Annotated in this window: 11 protein-coding genes and 2 pseudogenes; 9 read left to right on the forward strand and 4 right to left on the reverse strand. The window is 40.8% G+C overall.

The features are described 5' to 3' along the window. The first annotated feature begins 205 nt into the window (after positions 1-205). The 4 genes from hisS (at position 206) to IGI66_RS04695 (ending at position 6,604) form a co-directional block, all read left to right on the forward strand. Entirely contained in the window at positions 206-1,504 is a 1,299-nt protein-coding gene (hisS, locus tag IGI66_RS04680; RefSeq protein WP_010781393.1) for a histidine--tRNA ligase, read from the forward strand. Positions 1,505-1,564: 60 nt separating this feature from the next. Continuing rightward, positions 1,565-3,337 carry an aspartate--tRNA ligase gene (gene aspS, locus IGI66_RS04685; RefSeq protein WP_010781392.1) on the forward strand — a complete coding sequence of 591 codons (1,773 nt, stop codon included), beginning with the start codon at positions 1,565-1,567 and terminating at the stop codon, positions 3,335-3,337. A 193-nt stretch (positions 3,338-3,530) separates the two neighbouring features. Continuing rightward, positions 3,531-4,409 (forward strand): YitT family protein, encoded by an 879-nt coding sequence (locus IGI66_RS04690; protein WP_044926427.1) that lies wholly within the window; start codon positions 3,531-3,533, stop codon positions 4,407-4,409. A gap of 314 nt (positions 4,410-4,723) precedes the next feature. Beyond that, complete coding sequence (locus tag IGI66_RS04695; protein WP_367377728.1) at positions 4,724-6,604, forward strand: acyltransferase family protein; 1,881 nt, start codon at positions 4,724-4,726, stop codon at positions 6,602-6,604. Between the two features lie 148 nt (positions 6,605-6,752). Here IGI66_RS04695 and IGI66_RS04700 read toward each other — a convergent pair whose 3' ends face one another. Continuing rightward, entirely contained in the window at positions 6,753-7,028 is a 276-nt protein-coding gene (locus IGI66_RS04700) for a GIY-YIG nuclease family protein (protein ID WP_438847804.1), read from the reverse strand. Further along, positions 7,018-7,752: a tRNA1(Val) (adenine(37)-N6)-methyltransferase gene (locus IGI66_RS04705; RefSeq protein ID WP_438847806.1), complete on the reverse strand. Its 735-nt coding sequence runs from the start codon at positions 7,750-7,752 to the stop codon at positions 7,018-7,020. Before IGI66_RS04705 ends, IGI66_RS04700 begins: the two co-directional genes overlap by 11 nt. 75 nt (positions 7,753-7,827) lie before the next feature. On the opposite strand from IGI66_RS04705, the gene IGI66_RS04710 reads away from it, so the two are divergent. Beyond that, positions 7,828-8,457: a lysophospholipid acyltransferase family protein gene (locus tag IGI66_RS04710; RefSeq protein WP_010781387.1), complete on the forward strand. Its 630-nt coding sequence runs from the start codon at positions 7,828-7,830 to the stop codon at positions 8,455-8,457. A 67-nt stretch (positions 8,458-8,524) separates the two neighbouring features. Here IGI66_RS04710 and IGI66_RS04715 read toward each other — a convergent pair whose 3' ends face one another. After that, positions 8,525-9,253, reverse strand: coding sequence for a DUF554 domain-containing protein (locus tag IGI66_RS04715; RefSeq protein WP_438849275.1), 729 nt, complete (start codon positions 9,251-9,253; stop codon positions 8,525-8,527). Between the two features lie 158 nt (positions 9,254-9,411). On the opposite strand from IGI66_RS04715, the gene IGI66_RS04720 reads away from it, so the two are divergent. The 4 genes and pseudogenes from IGI66_RS04720 (at position 9,412) to IGI66_RS04735 (ending at position 16,847) form a co-directional block, all read left to right on the forward strand. Next, positions 9,412-10,545: an exonuclease SbcCD subunit D gene (locus IGI66_RS04720; RefSeq protein ID WP_438847809.1), complete on the forward strand. Its 1,134-nt coding sequence runs from the start codon at positions 9,412-9,414 to the stop codon at positions 10,543-10,545. Beyond that, a pseudogene (locus IGI66_RS04725) lies at positions 10,545-12,114 on the forward strand (AAA family ATPase); the annotation flags it as partial. The gene IGI66_RS04720 and the pseudogene IGI66_RS04725, both read left to right, overlap by 1 nt. A 1,007-nt stretch (positions 12,115-13,121) precedes the next feature. Further along, positions 13,122-13,667 (forward strand): annotated as a pseudogene (locus IGI66_RS04730) (SbcC/MukB-like Walker B domain-containing protein); the annotation flags it as partial. Then, entirely contained in the window at positions 13,668-16,847 is a 3,180-nt protein-coding gene (locus IGI66_RS04735) for an SNF2 helicase associated domain-containing protein (RefSeq protein WP_438847811.1), read from the forward strand. A gap of 18 nt (positions 16,848-16,865) precedes the next feature. Here the strand turns inward: IGI66_RS04735 and IGI66_RS04740 are convergent, their stop codons facing one another. Further along, the gene (locus IGI66_RS04740) at positions 16,866-17,585 is read right to left on the reverse strand and encodes an HAD family hydrolase (protein WP_438847813.1); all 720 of its coding nucleotides are present in this window, start codon (positions 17,583-17,585) and stop codon (positions 16,866-16,868) included. Positions 17,586-18,215: the final 630 nt, after the last annotated feature.

Here is an 18,215-nt window from a genome sequence, read left to right on the forward strand (position 1 = left end):
GAAAGCAATTTCGTGATAAGTAATTGAAAGACAGTCTGGAGATGAGCGTGTGCAAAGCCGCTCCGTAAAGCAAGCGTTAATTGCCAGAGAAAAAGAGTAAAACTCTTTTAAAAAAATAGGTGGTACCGCGACGATTTTCGCCCTTGTTCATAGGAACAAGGGCTTTTTTTGTATTTTTGCGATATCAAGAAAAAGGAGATAAACCATGAGTTATCAGCGACCAAAAGGGACCAATGATATTTTACCGGGAGAAAGTGAAAAGTGGCAATTTGTCGAAGAGACTGCCCGCTTAGTATTCAACGATTATCAGTACCAAGAGATTCGTACGCCGATTTTTGAACACTACGAAGTAATTGCCCGCAGTGTGGGGGATACTACGGATATCGTTTCTAAGGAAATGTACGACTTTCATGATAAGGGTGATCGGCATGTAACTCTTCGTCCTGAAGGAACAGCTCCTATCGTACGTGCGTACGTTGAAAACAAGTTGTTTGGCCCAGAATTCAAGAAACCATACAAGGTTTATTATACTGGACCGATGTTTCGTTATGAACGGCCGCAAAAAGGACGATTGCGTCAATTTCATCAAATTGGTGTCGAAGCGTTTGGCAGTGAAAATCCAAGTCTTGACGTAGAAGTAATGGCAATGGCGATGGATTTCTTTAAGCAACTAGGCATCAACCAGCTGCGATTAGTAATCAATACTCTAGGAGATCAAGAAACACGGACCAATTATCGTCAAGCATTAATCGCCTATCTTGAAGCGCATGAAGAAGAGCTAAGTGAAGATTCACGTCGTCGCTTGCATGAAAATCCGTTGCGGGTTTTAGATAGTAAAGACCGTAAAGACCAGCCGATCGTTGCGGATGCTCCAAGTATTTTGGATTATTTAAGCGAGTATGCGAAAGAATACTTTGAAGGTGTCACAAAAACCTTGGAGTATTTGAACATTTCATATGAAATCGATCACCGAATGGTTCGAGGCTTGGATTATTATAACCATACGATTTTTGAAATTATGAGTGACGCACCAGGGATGGGAGCGCAAACGACGATTTGTGGCGGGGGTCGTTATGATGGTCTCGTTGAGGAGCTTGGTGGGCCAGAGACACCTGGAATTGGGTTTGCGATGGGAATCGAACGCATTTTATTGACTCTAGAACAAGAAGAAGTGATGATTCCAAGTGCCGCAAGTCTCGACGCTTATGTCGTGGGTCTTGGAGATGTGACAAACTTAGAAGCCCTAAAAGTGGTTCAAGCGATTCGCGGATTTGGTTTTTCAGCCGATCGTGATTTCATGGGACGCAAAGCGAAAGCACAATTTAAGACTGCTGATAAAGAAGGGGCAAAACTTGTTTTAACCTTAGGGGAAGATGAATTAGCTAAAGGCGTGATCAATGTAAAAGATTCAGCTACTCGTGAGGAAAAGGCCTTTCCATTGGCTGATCTGTACGACGACTTTGCAGCAATCTATGACGAAATGACGATGCCGAAAATTGATTAAAACGGAATAAATCCTACTGATAAAAAAGGTAGATTACTTAAAAAATGGAGGAATGGAAAAATGGCTAGACGTACTGTCTATTGCGGGCGCGTGTCCGAAGAGTATTTGGATCAAAAAGTGACATTAAAAGGGTGGGTACAAAAACGCCGAGATTTAGGCGGACTGATCTTTATCGATCTGCGAGACCGTGAAGGAATCGTCCAAGTGGTCTTTAATCCTGAAGAATCGAAAACAGCATGGGAGGTTGCGGATCAATGCCGCAGCGAATTCGTTGTTGAAATTACCGGAACGGTGATCCGACGGGATGCAGGTGCGGTAAACAAAAAAATGAGCACGGGCGACTTTGAAGTGAAGGGTGAAGAAATCACTATTTTAAATAGTGCGAAAACACCGCCATTTTCAATTGAAGATGACCAAAATATCAGTGACGAAGTCCGTTTGAAATATCGTTATATGGATTTACGTCGTCCGAAGATGACACAAAACTTGATGATGCGTCACCGTTTGACACAATCGGTTCGTCGTTTCTTAGATAACAATGATTTCTTAGATATTGAAACACCTTATTTAGCTAAATCAACGCCAGAAGGTGCTCGGGACTATTTGGTTCCTTCACGTGTTCACCCAGGACATTTCTATGCGTTGCCGCAATCACCGCAAATTTTAAAACAATTATTGATGACTGCTGGATTTGACCGTTACTATCAAATCGTTCGCTGCTTCCGTGATGAAGATCTACGTGGCGACCGTCAGCCAGAATTTACACAAATCGATATTGAAACGAGCTTTTTAACGGCTGAAGAAATTCAAGAATACACCGAAGCAATGATCGCACAAGTCATGAAGGATGTACGTGGGGTTGAAGTGACGTTGCCATTCCCACGGATCACTTGGGATGAAGCGATGGAACGCTATGGCTCAGATAAACCAGATACGCGTTTCGATATGGAATTGATCGATGTGACAGATATTGCCTCTGCCACTGATTTCAAAGTATTCCGCATGGCTTCTGATAATGGCGGCGTGGTTAAAGCATTGAACGCAAAAGGTGCTGCCGATAAATATTCTCGAAAAGAATTGGATCGCCTAGGTCAGTTCGTTGGTCAATTTGGTGCGAAGGGATTGGCATGGATCAAAGTAGACGAGAACGGTGAATTAACTGGACCGATCGCGAAATTCATGGGCGGTGTCAGTGAAGACTTGAAGAAAGCGACAAATGCTGAAGCTGGCGACGTATTGATGTTCGCTGCCGACCAATTCTTAACTGCTGTGACAGCTTTAGGTGCGGTTCGTTCAAAAGTTGGTAAGGAGCTTGGTTTGATCGATGAAGACCGTTTCGATTATTTATGGGTCGTTGATTGGCCGCAATTTGAGTTTGATCAAGAATTGGGTCGTTATGTGTCTGCCCATCATCCATTTACGATGCCAATGGAAAAGGATATTGCGAACTTAAAAGATCATCCTGAAAAAGTATACGCACAGGCCTACGACATTGTCTTGAACGGGTACGAATTGGGCGGTGGTTCATTGCGTATCAATACACGTGAATTACAGGAGCAAGTCTTTGAGACTTTAGGCTTCACTCGCGAAAGTGCCAATGAACAATTCGGCTTCTTATTGGAATCACTAGATTATGGTTTCCCTCCAATCGGCGGGATCGCCCTTGGTTTGGACCGCTTTGCTATGTTGTTGGCTGGCGAAGACAATATTCGTGAAGTCATTGCTTTTCCTAAGAATGGTAAAGCAGCAGACCCAATGTCAGATGCACCAAGTACCGTATCTCCATTACAACTTTATGAGTTGAGTATCGATGTGACTAAAATAGAAGAGTAACCAGCTGAATCCTGTATTTAGGCGAGCAAATCCAGCTCTAAAGAGGGCCGATGTTCTATAAAAACTGGATAATCAAGCAGTAACTCTAAGAAAATACTAAGAGAAGCACCTGCCTTTATGGTAGGTGCTTTCTTTTTTTCATGAAAATACGTATAATGTGAGTGAAATTTTGAAATGAGGCGGACATGACATGATGAAAAAGAAGATAGAGGAGTGGCCTCACCACGATTACGCCACCCGCTTATCTGTCGCAGTAGTTTATGCATTTTTAGCGGCGATAGCCGTAAACTTTTTTTACCAACCAGGACACATCTATTCAAGTGGAGCAACTGGTTTTGCTCAAATATTGACAACTTTATCGCATCGTGTAGTTGGTTTCACCGTACCAGTATCTGTCACATTATTTTTGATCAACGTGCCGTTGTTTTTCTTGGCTTGGTTTAAAATCGGTCACAAATTTACGATATTTACGTTTATAACCGTTTTTTTAACCTCGTTTTTCATTCACATTATTCCAGAAACGACCCTAACAACAGACCCAATCATCTGTGCGATTTTTGGGGGAGCAATTATGGGCGTGGGAATCGGTTTTGCTTTAAAAAACGGATTGTCTTCTGGCGGATTGGATATTTTGAGTATCACTATCCGCAAAAGAACGGGAACTTCTGTCGGTTCGATTTCTATTATTTTCAATGTAATGATCATGCTGATGGCTGGAATTTTGTTTAGCTGGCAATACATGTTTTATTCTGCTTTAGCAATCTTTATGAGCGGGAAACTAACAGATGCCCTTTATACGAAGCAGCGGAAAATGCAAGTCATGATCGTCACAAAATGTCCAGAACGAGTGATCAATGGTATTCAAGATCAAATGCGTCGCGGAATTACAATAATCAATGAAGCTGAAGGTGCTTATAAGCATGACAAGCAGACCGTCTTATTTACGGTCGTGACTCGTTTTGAATTGCCCTTATTAGAAGCAATCATGCGTGAGAGTGACCCAGCTGCGTTCGTAAGTATCTCAGAGAACGTTCGAATCATGGGGCGTTTTTACGAGGAGACAATGGATTAAAAAGTTGAGACAGCCGTCTCAGCTTTTTTTGTCAGCGCTGCTGATTGCAGTTGATACCAGTTGACATGAGTATAAGACTATTGGCACTATGAGAACATAATGAATCAGGCAGTCTAAAAAGTAGTCAACGTAGGCAAATGAGTAATTGATCTTTTACAAGAACACTCAATGCAAAAGATATTCTCATCAACATTTTTCAATCTAAAAACTAAAATATTTAGGAAATGCTTTTTTTATTGAGAAATTGTTGCAGTTTGTTTGATTTATACGTATAGTTAGTTTGATATTCTATAGTAAAGTTGGAAAGTAAAAATATGGGAAAAAGACTAGAGCATAGCCGTTATATTACTGGTTTCGATGGCATCCGTTCCTTAGCAGTAATTGGCGTAATTTTATATCATTTGATGCCCGCTCAAATGCGTGGCGGATACTTAGGAGTTCCTGTTTTTTTTGTAGTTTCAGGATACTTGATTACCGATTTATTAATTCAAGAATGGAAACAAACCGGGAAAGTCGATATCAAGCAATTTTACTATCGACGAATGAAACGGTTGTATCCGGCATTGGTAACTATGTTGATCGGGGCTTCGGCCTACATCACCTTGTTTCAACGTAATTTGCTGAATAATTTACGGGGAAATGTCATCAGCAGTTTATTTTATGTAAATAACTGGTGGCAGATCAATCATGGAATGTCTTACTTTGATCGCTTTTCAGGGGAATCACCGTTCACCCATATCTGGTCCTTGGCGGTTGAAACACAAAATTATATATTTTGGCCGATCATTTTTGTCCTATTGATGAAGTTTGTAAAAAATAAAGGGAAAGTATTTCTTGGTATTGTTGGAGCAGCGATCTTTTCAGCGATTTTGATGGCTATTTTATACGTACCTGGACAAGATCCTACACGTGTTTATTACGGGACAGACACACGTTTGTTCTCCATTTTATTAGGTGGAGCTTTGGCGTTCATTTGGCCTAGTACACGGTTGAAGGCGAGAATCCCTTCACAAGCGAAGCGAATATTAAATGGGATCGGATTTGGCTCTTTACTACTATTGATCCTAGCGTTCTTATTCTTAAGAGATGATTTGTCTTTTGTGTATTACGGCGGAATGTTTCTCGTTAGTTTACTAAGCGTTTTGCTAGTTGCTATTACAGCTCATCCTGGCGCAAGTTGGAACCGATGGCTGACAAATCCAGTCTTTACTTGGATTGGGAAGCGCAGCTACGGCATTTATTTGTACCAATTTCCAGTGATGATTTTTTATGAAGCGAAAGTAAATGTAGCCAATCATACATTTTTGCACACTATTATGGAAGTCATCCTGATTCTTTTCGTTACAGAGCTTTCGTATCGCTATGTAGAAAAACCGTTGCGTACCTTTAATTATCGCAAGACGTTTGTTTCATTAAAACGCTCGTTTGGGGCACCAATCAAGAGTCGTAGAAAAATCGGTTTTGTCTTTTCTAGTTTGATTGCTTTGATTGCAGTTGTTGGTATGATTATCGCGCCGACAAACAGAGTAGATGCGAACCAAGAGGCACTGCAAAAGCAAATTGAACAGAATAAACAGGCAGCTAATAAAACAGAAGGTTCTTCTGAGCAACAGGACTCAAGTGGAACCGATCAGACACAAGGGTCTACCAGCAGTTCTGAAATCCCTACAAGCTTGGCAGACAAATATAGTCTTAGTCAACGTGAAGTAACGAAGGCGAAGAATCTAAAGGTCACGGCTTTTGGGGATTCCGTCCTATTGGCCGGCTCAAAAGGACTTACAGAGATATTTCCTAAAATGGTGGTTGACGGTGAAGTTGGCCGACAGTTGAAAGATAGCCCGCCATTGTTGCAGGCCTTGAAGGATAAAGGCGAACTGCATGACACGATTTTATTGAGTTTAGGGACAAATGGTGCGTTTAACAGCGATGATTTTGCTCAAATAATGAACGTACTAGGTGAAAAACATCAAGTCTTTGTTATCAATACACATGTTCCAACACGACGTTGGCAAAATGATGTAAATGCAAACTTAGAGGCTGCGGCTAAAACGTATAAAAATGTTCACTTGATTGATTGGTATGATTTTAGTAATAATCATCCAGACTGGTTTTATGACGATCAAGTCCATCCGAATGAAACAGGTTCGATCCATTATTGTCATCTGATTACAAAAGAATTGTTAAAAGGCGAGTAAGAAGCAACAACAAAAAAGGTTCGTCCGTCAGTTATCAGACGGACGTCTTAATTTTTCTTGAGAAAATAGAAGAATCTTGAGAAAGCCAAAAAGAGCCCTGTAATTCACACACGTTTTTCTCGTGTACAAATTACAGGGTCTTTTTTGATCATAGGACATTTTTTGTTTGATTGTCTATTAGGTATTTATCTTTTTGTTTACGTGGTAGTTTTTTGAACGCTGCTTCTGCTTTTGTGGCTTCACTCCGTGTATCAAAACGTTCGGCGTGAATCATCTTCACAGGACGCCGACTTTGGGGGTAGGTGTATTTTGCCCCGGTCCCATTATTGTGCTCGGCTAAGCGGCGTGATAAATCAGTGGTGTACCCGCCATAAAAACTATGGTCTTTGCAAAGTAATACGTAGAAAAATTGATCAGTTGCCATAAAGCATCTCCTGTAAGTCCGCAGAGTAGCTGCCGGAATGGTCATAAGTATATAATGGTGGAAGGAATCGCAAGCCTTCACTCTTTCCATCCTTAATGCCTTCAATGAGGAGTGTATTGGCCTCTTTGCCTGGCTTGGGATAAACAAATTGAATCCTTTTTGGTGCAATGCGATGGGTACGTAGGCAGTCGATAATTTCTAAGAATCGATCTGGACGATGGACCATTGAAAAACGACCATTCATTTTTAATAATTTTGCTGAAACAGCGACAACATCGTCTAAAGTTGCGTGAATCTCATGACGAGCGATAGCTAAATGGGGGTTGGGGTTCTTTTGACTAGTCGGCAGTTCTTTGAAATAAGGCGGGTTGCAGACAACAAGATCCGCAGAATCTGCTTTAATCCGATCAAACGTATTTTTTAAATCCAATTCGTGCATAGTCAATTGGCTTTCCAAATGGTTTAATTGAATACTTCGTTGGCCCATATCGGCAAGTCGAGGCTGCAATTCAATTTGATCAATGTGCGCAGTTGTTTTTCGGCTCAAAAAAAGGCCGACCGCACCGTTTCCAGCACAAAGATCCACGATCTTGCCTCGTTTTGGAACACGAGCAAAATTTGCCAGTAAAACGGCGTCAATGGAAAAAGAGAAGACTTCTGAGCTTTGGATAATTTGGATGTCTTCCGCATAAAGTTGATCGATTCGTTCGCCTTTTTTTAACAATTTCTTTTGCCCCCTTAAAAAAATCATACTGATGTATTATACTACGTTTAGTTAGTTAACTGAAAGGAAGAAAAAATGTTTTTTAAATTTATCCGTGTCATCGTACGAGTTCTCTTGGCGATTGTTAATGGGAACGCTCACTATCAAAATCGAGAAAAATTACCCGAGGGAAACTATATCTTAGTAGCCCCTCACAGAACGTGGTGGGACCCATTTTATTTGGCTCTTGGTGCTTCGCCAAAACAGTTCAGCTTTTTAGCGAAAGCGGAACTATTTAAGAATCCTGTTATACGCTTCATCTTGGTTCATTTGAATGCTTTTCCTGTGGACCGCGACAAGCCAGGGCCTAGTGTCGTTAAAAAACCTGTCAAGATGTTAAAGGATTCTGACAAGAGCCTGATCATGTTTCCAAGTGGAACACGTCACTCTTCGGAGTTAAAGGGAGGCATGGCTTTGATTTCCCGTTTGTCTAAGAAGCCTATTGTTCCTTCTGTTTATCAGGGACCAACTAAATTTTCCCATCTATTCAAACGGACGCCCGTAATCATTCGATATGGAGATCCTATTGATATTTCTGATATTAAAAAAATGGACAAGGCTGGTTTAGCGGAGGTTGAGCGGCGTGTTCAAGGCGCCTTTAACCAACTAGATGAGGAAATCGATCCAACGTATAAATATGTTGCAAAAGAAAAAAGTGCAGATTGATTCTGTGTATGGCTTCATAAAAATAGGTTCCACGCTCAACTGTAGAGTGTGGAACCTGTTTTTTTCTTTAGCCAAATAACGGAACAATCCACGACGACCAAATCCAGCTAATGGGCATCACCAAAAGCATTGCTGGAATCATATCGGCTGTAGGAAACATTTTAACCTTGATCATGCGAAATCCTGTTGCGAGCATTAAAAATCCTCCACAAGCCTTAAAATCTAAGATCATGGACGGCGTTGTCAAAGGAAAAATAAAAACTGCGATAAGAAATAGAAAGAAAAAAATAATAAATTGAGGAATGGCGATTACTGCAACGACGTAACCGATGTTGCAGGCAAAAATTGCTGCGGTGAATAAATCCAAAATCGATTTTGCAATGAGGATCGTGGGGTCTCCTGTCATCCCTTCAGTCAAACTGCCAAAAATACCCGTCCCGCTTGCGCAAAAAAGGACAATGATCGTAACGAGTGTTCCCATAAATTCATCATGTGAAAGAAGTAAATCTTTTTGCGGGAATCGTGCGATCGGTTTTTGCATCAGAGCGGCAGCGTCATTGACCCTTTGATTGAAATGTAAGAGAAGTCCTAATGAGGTTCCTAATATAATAGCTAAAATCACAGCAGGCATATTCGCCATTTGGCTTATGCTGGGAATTCCCATAGCCATTGAACAAACACCAAAAATCAAAGTGATTTGCTTTTTAAAATCTTCAGAAAGCAGATGTCCTAAAAACCCCCCCAAGACTCCGCCAATAATAATAGAGAGCGAATTAATGATAATACCAACAGGCACAACGTTTCCTCCTTTTTTATTCGACACTTCATTTATCGTATCGTAAAACACGTTGAAGAGAAAGTCTTTTATAGTGTGACCTTCACTCGCCAAGCAGAAAAAAAAGGGAAATCATGTTATACTTTTGGGAAGGACTTTATTAGAAAAAGGGTGGATCAATGAAAATTTTGCATACTGCGGATTGGCACATAGGAAAAAAATTGCATGGCTATGACTTGTTGTCAGACCAAGCATATATTCTTGATCAAATAAAAAAAATCGCACAGGAAGAAGCAGTAGATGCTATTGTGATCGCAGGGGATTTGTACGATCGTTCTGTTCCTTCAGAGGACAGTGTACGGTTATTAAATCAAACGATTGCTGAGTGGAATTTAACGGAACAATTTCCGCTACTAGCGATCTCTGGGAATCATGATAGTGCCACGAGACTAGCAACGGGTGCGCCTTGGTTCAATCAAGCAAACTTTCATTTACATACGCGATTACAGGAAGGGCTACTTCCGATCGAGATAGGCAATACTCAGTTCTATTTGCTTCCATACTTTGAACCCGTGGATGCCCGCATCTATTTTGAAGATTCAAGCATTCGGACGATTCAAGAGGCAATGCCAAAGGTAATGCAGGAAATAGTCAAAAGTTTTGATCCAAGCAAAAAACAGATACTTGTAAGCCACTTTTTTGTTGCAGGAAGCAGTAAGACCGATTCTGAGACAAAGATCGAAGTGGGCGGACTTGATGGAATCAATGGGCAATTATTGTCGGACTTTGATTATGTTGCATTGGGACACTTACATGGAAAAGATGCATTAAAAATGCCGAATGCGCGATATAGTGGTTCGCCTTTAAAATATTCGTTGTCAGAAAAAGACCAGACGAAGGGTGTTTGGATCTTAGATACAGAAACGCTGGCGTTATCCTTTCGGGAATTGTCGCCGCTTCATGAAATTAAAGAGCTGCAAGCCGATTTTGCAACATTGCTCGATCCGGCGTTCTATTCAACGATTAACCGTGAAGATTATCTTTCTATTCTGTTGGAAGATCGAGCCGTGATCCCGAATTTAATGAATCAATTGAGGCAGGTATATCCACGGATCATTCAAGTAGAACGGGCGAATGGATTTGAAAATGAAAGTCAGACACGTTTAAAAGTAAAAAATATTAAAGAAAAATCCCCAATAGAATTAACGAAGGATTTCTTCACAGAAGTCTCACAAAATGACTTAACAACACAACAAAAGTCCTGGATCGAAGAAGGCTTGCATACCGTACTTAAAAAAGGAGGCGAGGAATAATGCTTCCCAAAAAGATTATTATGGAAAATTTCGGCCCCTTCCTTCATGAAGAAGTAAATTTTGAAGAAATGACAGAAGCGCCTTTGTTTTTGATCAGTGGAAAAACAGGTGCCGGAAAAACCACCATTTTTGATGCCATAACCTTTGCTTTGTATGGAGACGCCTCAGGGGGAATACGTTCATCTAATGAGATTCGTTCTTCCTTTGCGGAGCCTACGGAAGAAACCCGCGTTCAATTTATTTTTGAACACCAGGGAAGAAGCTATGCCATCGAGCGGTGGCCAAAGCAGACTTTAGCAAAGAAAAACGGCAAGGGTGAAACGACTAAAAATCAAAAGGTTCAGCTCAGTATTTTTGACGATACTGGAAAAGAAGCGGAAGCCTATACAAAAGTAGATGCCGTGAACGAAGTGATTTATCAGATTTTACATTTGCAAAAAGATCAATTTCGCCAAATCGTCATGCTTCCTCAAGGAGAATTCCGAACCTTTTTAAATGCGAACAGCACAGAAAAAGAGGCCGTTTTGCGTAGTTTGTTTGGAACGAATGTGTATCGACAGTTTACAGAGAATTTGAAACTCAAAAAGGCAGAATTGGAAAAAGGGGTTAGTGAGCTGACCACTAGGATCGATCAGCTATTCCAACAGGTCTTAGCTGAAAAAGGGGCAACCTATGAAGAGTCATTGATTTTTGCTGAGGGCTATCTCTCTGAGGAGGCGCAGGCCTTAACACAAAAAAAAGAGGCGCTTGTTGAAAAACAGACACAGCAAAAAACGCTGCTGTCGCAAGTTCAAAAAGCAGAAAAGGTGTCTGAAAGTTTCAAATCGTATCGCCAGACCCAAGAGCAGCAGCAAGAAGTGGAAGCAGACTTACCCGAGAATGAATTAAGAAAGCGGCGATTGAGTGAAACAAAAGAAATCGAGAAGCTGCGTCCAACCTATGACCGCATACAAGAATTACTCAAAATCCAAGCGCAGCAAACGATTGAAGAAAATGAAAATAAACGGCTTTCTGAAGAATTAGTAAGCCAATCTACACGTTGTCAAAAGCAATCGGACCTGTTTGAAAAACAGCGCTCCGATTGGCAAGCAAAAGAAAAAGAATTGCAAAGTTTAGAATCCTTCTTGCCTCTGGTTCGACAAAAGGAAGAATTGGTCAAACAAAAAAATGATTTGATCCAAAAGCTAGCACAGCAACAGGAGCAATTAGCGCGACTAAATCAGGAAATCACGAGGCAGCTAGATAAGCAAGCAACATTGAAAGAAAAGCAAAACAGCGAAAATTTTTGGCAAGAGCGACGGTATGAAGAACTGCAATTTCAACAAAAAATTGCGGAGTTAAAAGAATCAGCTAAGCATATCTTTGAGCAGCAAGAAGCGGAAGAATCCCAACAGATCGAATTAGCTCAATTAGTAGAAAAAGTCAGCAGTACAAGCAACCAGCTGACGAGTGAAACAGCAGAATATAAAAAATTAAAGAGCCAATGGGCTTCAGCAGAGATCGCTCGTTTAAGCATGGACCTTCTGCCGGGAGAGCCTTGTCCTGTATGCGGATCAAAAGAGCATCCGAATCCGGCACAGCATAAAGAATTAACACTAGATAACTTAGGGAAATTACAGGTAGCACTTGAAACGCAAGAAGCTCGTTTAAAACAATTAGAGCTGATAAGGGAGCAAACTGAAGCTCGTTATGAGCTTTCAATGACTGCTTTCGATACTCTGCAAGCCGCTCGTTTGTCTGAACAACAGTCATTATTAGAGAAAATAAAACGTGTTCAAAGAGATTTTGAAACTTATTACCAGAAAAAGGTTGCTGCAGAACTTGAACCGATCCTTCAATTTCTTGAGGAGCGACAGAATGAAACAGCAGACGCATTGGCAGAAATTTCAAAAGCCAATCAAGATATGCAAGAGTTGGCAGCAGGTCTTGAAAAAAATGAAACTGAAAAGCATGCATTTGAAACGAGTATCCACGTACTTCAAGGAGAAAATCAACGTATAGAAGGGCGTTTAGCCAGCGTAGATGAGCAAACAAAAGAGTGGGAAGTTGCGGCTTTAGAAGCTCGTATCTCTGATCTGAAGCAGCGTGTAGAGGAGTACCACGTGCAATTAGACGCTCATCAGGCGTTAGTAAAAGAGGTCGAACAGAAGCGCATTCGTTTGCACGAACAGCAAAGGTTTTTAGAAAAACAACAGCAGGACTCGGCCAAAACTCTTGAGAGCTATCAAACGTCGTTAAACAGTCAATTGGCTGAAAAAGGCTTAACGATCGATCAAGTGAAGCAGCCACCCGCGAATGTCTCTCTGCTGGAGCAGGAGATCAGTGATTTTGAACAACGAGTGCTTGTTCTGAGGGATCGTCAGAAACAGTTGGAAGAGACGTTACAAGGGCAGGTTGAACCGGATATGGAACAACTCAAAAAACTGTTGACCGAAAGTGATGCAGAAGTTGCGTTGTATCAGCAACAGTACTATGCTAAAGAGAATCAGTTAATGCAGCAGCGTGATTTAGTGACAAAAATCAAGAGTCTTCAGGAACAAAGTAAGGACAAGTTAACGGATTTAAGTCAAATTATTCAGTTGTATCAAACGATGAATGGGGACAATCCTCAAAAAATCAGTTTGGAGCGCTATGTATTGCAGTGGTATTTAGCAGAAGTATTAAAAAATGCCAATCAGCAATTAAAGCATCTGACAAAAGGGCGTTATCAGTTTGAACTAAAACAAGAAACGGGACGCTCTAAAGGAAATACCGGATTAGAAATCAATGTATACGATGATAATGCAGGGGCGACTCGCAGTTCTCACACATTATCTGGAGGAGAGAGTTTTATTGCCGCATTGTCATTGGCATTAGGATTAGCCGAAGTGATCCAAAATCAGGCAGGCGGAGTAGCAATTGAGGCCTTGTTTATTGATGAAGGGTTTGGCTCGTTAGATGAAGAGGCATTAGAAATGGCAATGGAAGCCTTAGAAGGAATAGAAAGTGCAGGACGTATGATCGGTATCATCAGTCATGTACGAGAATTAAAAGAACGTATTCCGCAGCAAATTGTGGTGGAAACTAGCGGGACGGGACGCAGCAGTATTCGTTACCAGCTAGAAGGATGGAGTGAAGCGTAAATGAGATGGAGTATTCCAGAAAAAGTGATCGAACGCGGCAGAACTTACTTGAAGGAAGGTCGGGTCTTGTCTGTAGAGGCAGATCCCGCTCGTCGTGTTTGGCATGGTGAAGTATTAGGCAGTGAACTTTATCTGGTTGATTTAGATGGCAGTGGAAAAGAAAATGATATTTGTGCGTGTCCTTATTGGGAAGAGCATGGCTATTGCAAGCACACGGTGGCTGTGGAATTGTATTTGCGGGAAAAAGGATTGTCACGAGTAATCAAACCTGAAAGTGTACTACCTAAAAAAATGGAGAGCAGTGTTTCTTTTGCGGATCTCCTAAATCAAGGGTTTTCCCGATTAGAGAAGGAAGCAGAACCTTTGCGTTCATTATTTGTGGAATTCGTGGTAGAAGCGATCCCGACAAATCCGTACCATCCTGAATTGGATGTTTTAGCAGTTTCACTAAGAATTGGCAGCAATTTGAATAAGCGAAGCTACATCGTTAAGAATTTATATGAGTTTCTTCATGCGTACCAAACGGATTCCGTATACACCGTAAATAAACAGTGCCGTTTCCAAATTGAAGCGGGCGCTTTTGATCCAAAATGTCGAGATTTGATTGAAGATTTGGTAGGCATCAGCGAAACGTATCAATTATTAGGTAAAGCAGGTCTACAAGTCAAAGGTAAATTAGACAAGCGTTATCTATTATTGCCTGTTCATCGGATGCAGGAATTGTTGAAGGAAATGGAAGTCACGGGAAATTTAACTATCAATCTTGGGGATAAGACCTATTCTGAGGTTCATGAAGGGCAAGAATTACCGTTAACGTTTACGTTAGAGAAGCGTGGGGAAAATGACTTCGGTTTGACTGTTGAGGATGGTTTTACAAATTATTACAGCAACTATTTCTTGGGATTTGTCGAGAATTCTTATTATTTGATGACTCATGAGCAGCAGGATACTTACATCACATTGAAACAATTGATGAAACGCTTGAAAGAGCCTGTTATTGGATACGAGCAACGTCAGCTTTCACAATTATTTACGGATGTCTTCCCGTATTTGCGTAAAATTGGGCGCGTGATTGTTTTGGATGAGGTTGCTGAAATCATGAAAGAGGAACCTTTGCGCGCGGTAGTGATTTTTCGGAAAATTAAAGGGATGATTAAGGCAGAGGTAGAATTCCATTACGGGAACGCTTATTTTTCAACGAATGAGACCCATCAGCCCAAGCTTCCTAATAATGTCGAGATCTTGAGAGACCGGAAAATGGAAAAGCAACTATTGGATCTCTTCGATACTTATCGCTATCAAAAAATCGATACCGGGTTTGAAAAAAAATTGCCGGTGAAAGACAATCTTTATTACTTTTTCAAGGTTGAAGTAGAAGAATTTAGAAAATACGCTGAAGTACGAATGGGGAAAAAACTTCGTCAATTGTTCTTAGACGGAGAAGAATACCAGCCAACGATCGAGGTCGATCAAGCCGGGTCTTGGTTAGATATCAAATTTGATGTCACAGGTATTAAAGACAATGAAATAGATCATGTATTGAATAGTTTACTGAGAAAAGATCGTTTTTATACATTGGACAATGGCGAAGTATTATCTTTTGACTCAGAGGCATTTCAACAGACTAGCGAGATGATCGGCCAGCTGCGTGATAAAATTAGTGCGAAAGATGGGCTGATTCGTTTGCCTAAAAGCCAAGGAATCATGCTGGAGCAGCGCTTAAAAGACAATCCGCAAGCGCAATTCAGTGAAAGCTTTACTGCGATGGTACAAGACTTGACGCATCCAGAAGAGTATCAAGTGGCGATGCCGGATAATCTGCAAGCCACGTTGCGTCCGTATCAAGAATCGGGTTTCCGTTGGCTGAAAATGCTGAGTGATTATGGGTTTGGAGGGATTTTAGCAGATGAAATGGGACTTGGGAAAACGATCCAAGTCATTACGTTCCTCTTAGCAGAAAAAGAACAGCATCCGATCAAAGCGGTGATTGTGACTCCAGCAAGCTTGGTTTATAACTGGCAGGCAGAAATTAGAAAATTTGCTCCTACGCTGGACTCTATCGTAGTTTCCGGTAATCGAGGAGAACGTGAGCAATTGCTTGGAGAAGCAAAGGAGATCGTCATTACTTCTTACGCAAGTTTGCGTCAGGATATCGACCTTCACGAAAAGAATGGGTATCAATACATGATTCTTGATGAGGCGCAAATGGTGAAAAACGCTTCGACTAAAACTTCGAGCGCACTACGGAATTTGTCGATTCCACATCGGTTTGCCTTGAGTGGGACACCAATCGAAAACAATCTGGAAGAGCTGTGGTCATTATTTCAAACAGTCATGCCTGGATTCTTTCCACCTATTGGACGCTTCCGACAAATGGCTGTTCCAGAAATTGCAAAGATGATCAAGCCATTTGTGCTCCGTCGTGATAAGGACACTGTGTTGCAGGAGTTGCCAGAACGAATCGAATCCAATGTCTTAAGCAGCCTGACAGAGGAGCAAAAGACCGTTTATCTGGCGTACTTAAAACGGATGCGTCAAGAAGTTGATCAAATGGATTCGGCAACATTCCGCAAACAGCGTGTAAGTATTTTAGCAGGACTGACCCGCTTGCGCCAAATCTGTGATGATCCTCGACTATTCATGGAAGGCTACGAAGGCGGCTCAGGGAAATTAGATCAGGTCAAGGATCTGATCCATGCGGCCAAAGAGAATGGTCGACGTGTCTTACTGTTCTCTCAATTTACCAGTATGCTCTCAATTATCGAAAAAGAATTTGCCGAAGAAGGGATCAGCAGCTTCTACTTGCGAGGCAGTACGAAAGTTTCTGATCGTTTGACCATGGTCGATGCATTTAACTCAGGTGAGAAAGACGTCTTCTTGATTTCATTAAAAGCAGGAGGCACTGGTCTAAACCTAACAGGTGCAGATACGGTCATCTTATACGATCTCTGGTGGAATCCTGCTGTAGAGGAACAAGCAGCTGGACGCGCGCATCGAATCGGACAGAAGAAAGTGGTCGAAGTCTGGCGAATGATAGCTGAGGGGACGATAGAGGAACGAATGAATCAGTTGCAGCAAGAAAAACGTGAACTGTTCCAAAAAGTGATCCAAGGCAATGAAGAACAAACAAGCAAACTTACAGAAGAAGATATTCGGATGATTTTAAGTTTGGGTGAATAAAAAAAAGTTTGCAGTGCGTTAGCGCTGCAAACTTTTTTTGTTCATAAGGGCTTGGCTTAATTCGTTAAAACTCCGCAGTTCCTTTTCAAAAATAGGGAGTTGATTCTTAGGTATTTCACGTCTCTGATGATTGAACCACCAAACAGACCATCCCGCAGCTTTAGCGCCGAGAACATCGTTATCAAAACTATCGCCAACGTACAGAAGCGATTCAGGTGATAGATTCAAAGCAGCTTCCATCAGCTTGAAAATACCGGGATCCGGCTTTTGAATTTGAACACCATCAGAAATTAGAATATGTTTCTGGTCAATCCAGCGAGGAATGTTCAATGCGCGAATCTTATCATTTTGGCGTTCGACAGGACCGTTGGTGATAAGTCCAATAGGAATTTCTGACTGATTCAAATAGTCGAGTGCCTCCGTTATTTCATAAGGAAGAGCAATGTTCTTTAAAGCGTGATCATAGTTTTCTTGAAAAGCATGAATTTCTGAGTCAGTCGGTAGGTAACCGAAGTCAGCCAGAGCAAGTCGAATGCGTTCATAGCGCATTTTCACAAGCGTCCATTCCCCCGTAATTGATTTCATATAATGCAAATCACTGTAATAGCGAAACCGGATAAAAAGATCATTCATTTTACTGACTGGAAACGATGGGAATAGGCTTTTGATCGCCTCTGCGAAAGGTGACTGCTGTTCGTATAAAGTGTCATCTAGGTCAAATACGATACCTTGGATCATTTTCTCACTCCTAATAGTTTGTACCTCTATTATAGCAAATAATAAATTCTTAACAGTTCTGAGCAAAAAAATAGAAACTTAAGAGAATTCTTGTTATGTTATCAATGCATCAAAATGGATGAAAAAACATAGACTGCCATCAATCAAAAATATTCATGCAGAAAAAAATAATGATTGAAATGGGAAGAAAGTGCGGAATTTTAAGGTCTACCATTTTTTGAAAACTCCATAAAATTTTTGATTTATTTCGACTATTTGGAAGCTGTATCTATTGTTTAACCGCAAAATAGTAAAAAAATTTGATACAGAAAAATTACTAACAGCACAAAATAAAATAACTATAAAATAATAACTGCTGTACTTTATTAGCTGAAGTTTTTTAAAATCATTCTAAAAAAGCCTTGTTATATAAAGTTTTATAAACACAAATTTACTTTATAAAAATATTGTTTTTTAATTTTTCTAAGATAAAAAAATTTTTTTAAAAGAATAAAATTTGATTTTATTTAAAAATGGCGCTTATTATGTTACAGATTTTGCAACTGTTATAGCACTGTCTGAAATGAGAGATACGCCATTGTTTTCTCATATTGACAAATGGGAAGTGTCGTGACTCCTTGTATAACGGAA

Origin of the sequence: Enterococcus sp. AZ048 (assembly GCF_051715125.1) — a bacterium.
In the GTDB taxonomy this organism is placed as follows: domain Bacteria; phylum Bacillota; class Bacilli; order Lactobacillales; family Enterococcaceae; genus Enterococcus_A; species Enterococcus_A gilvus.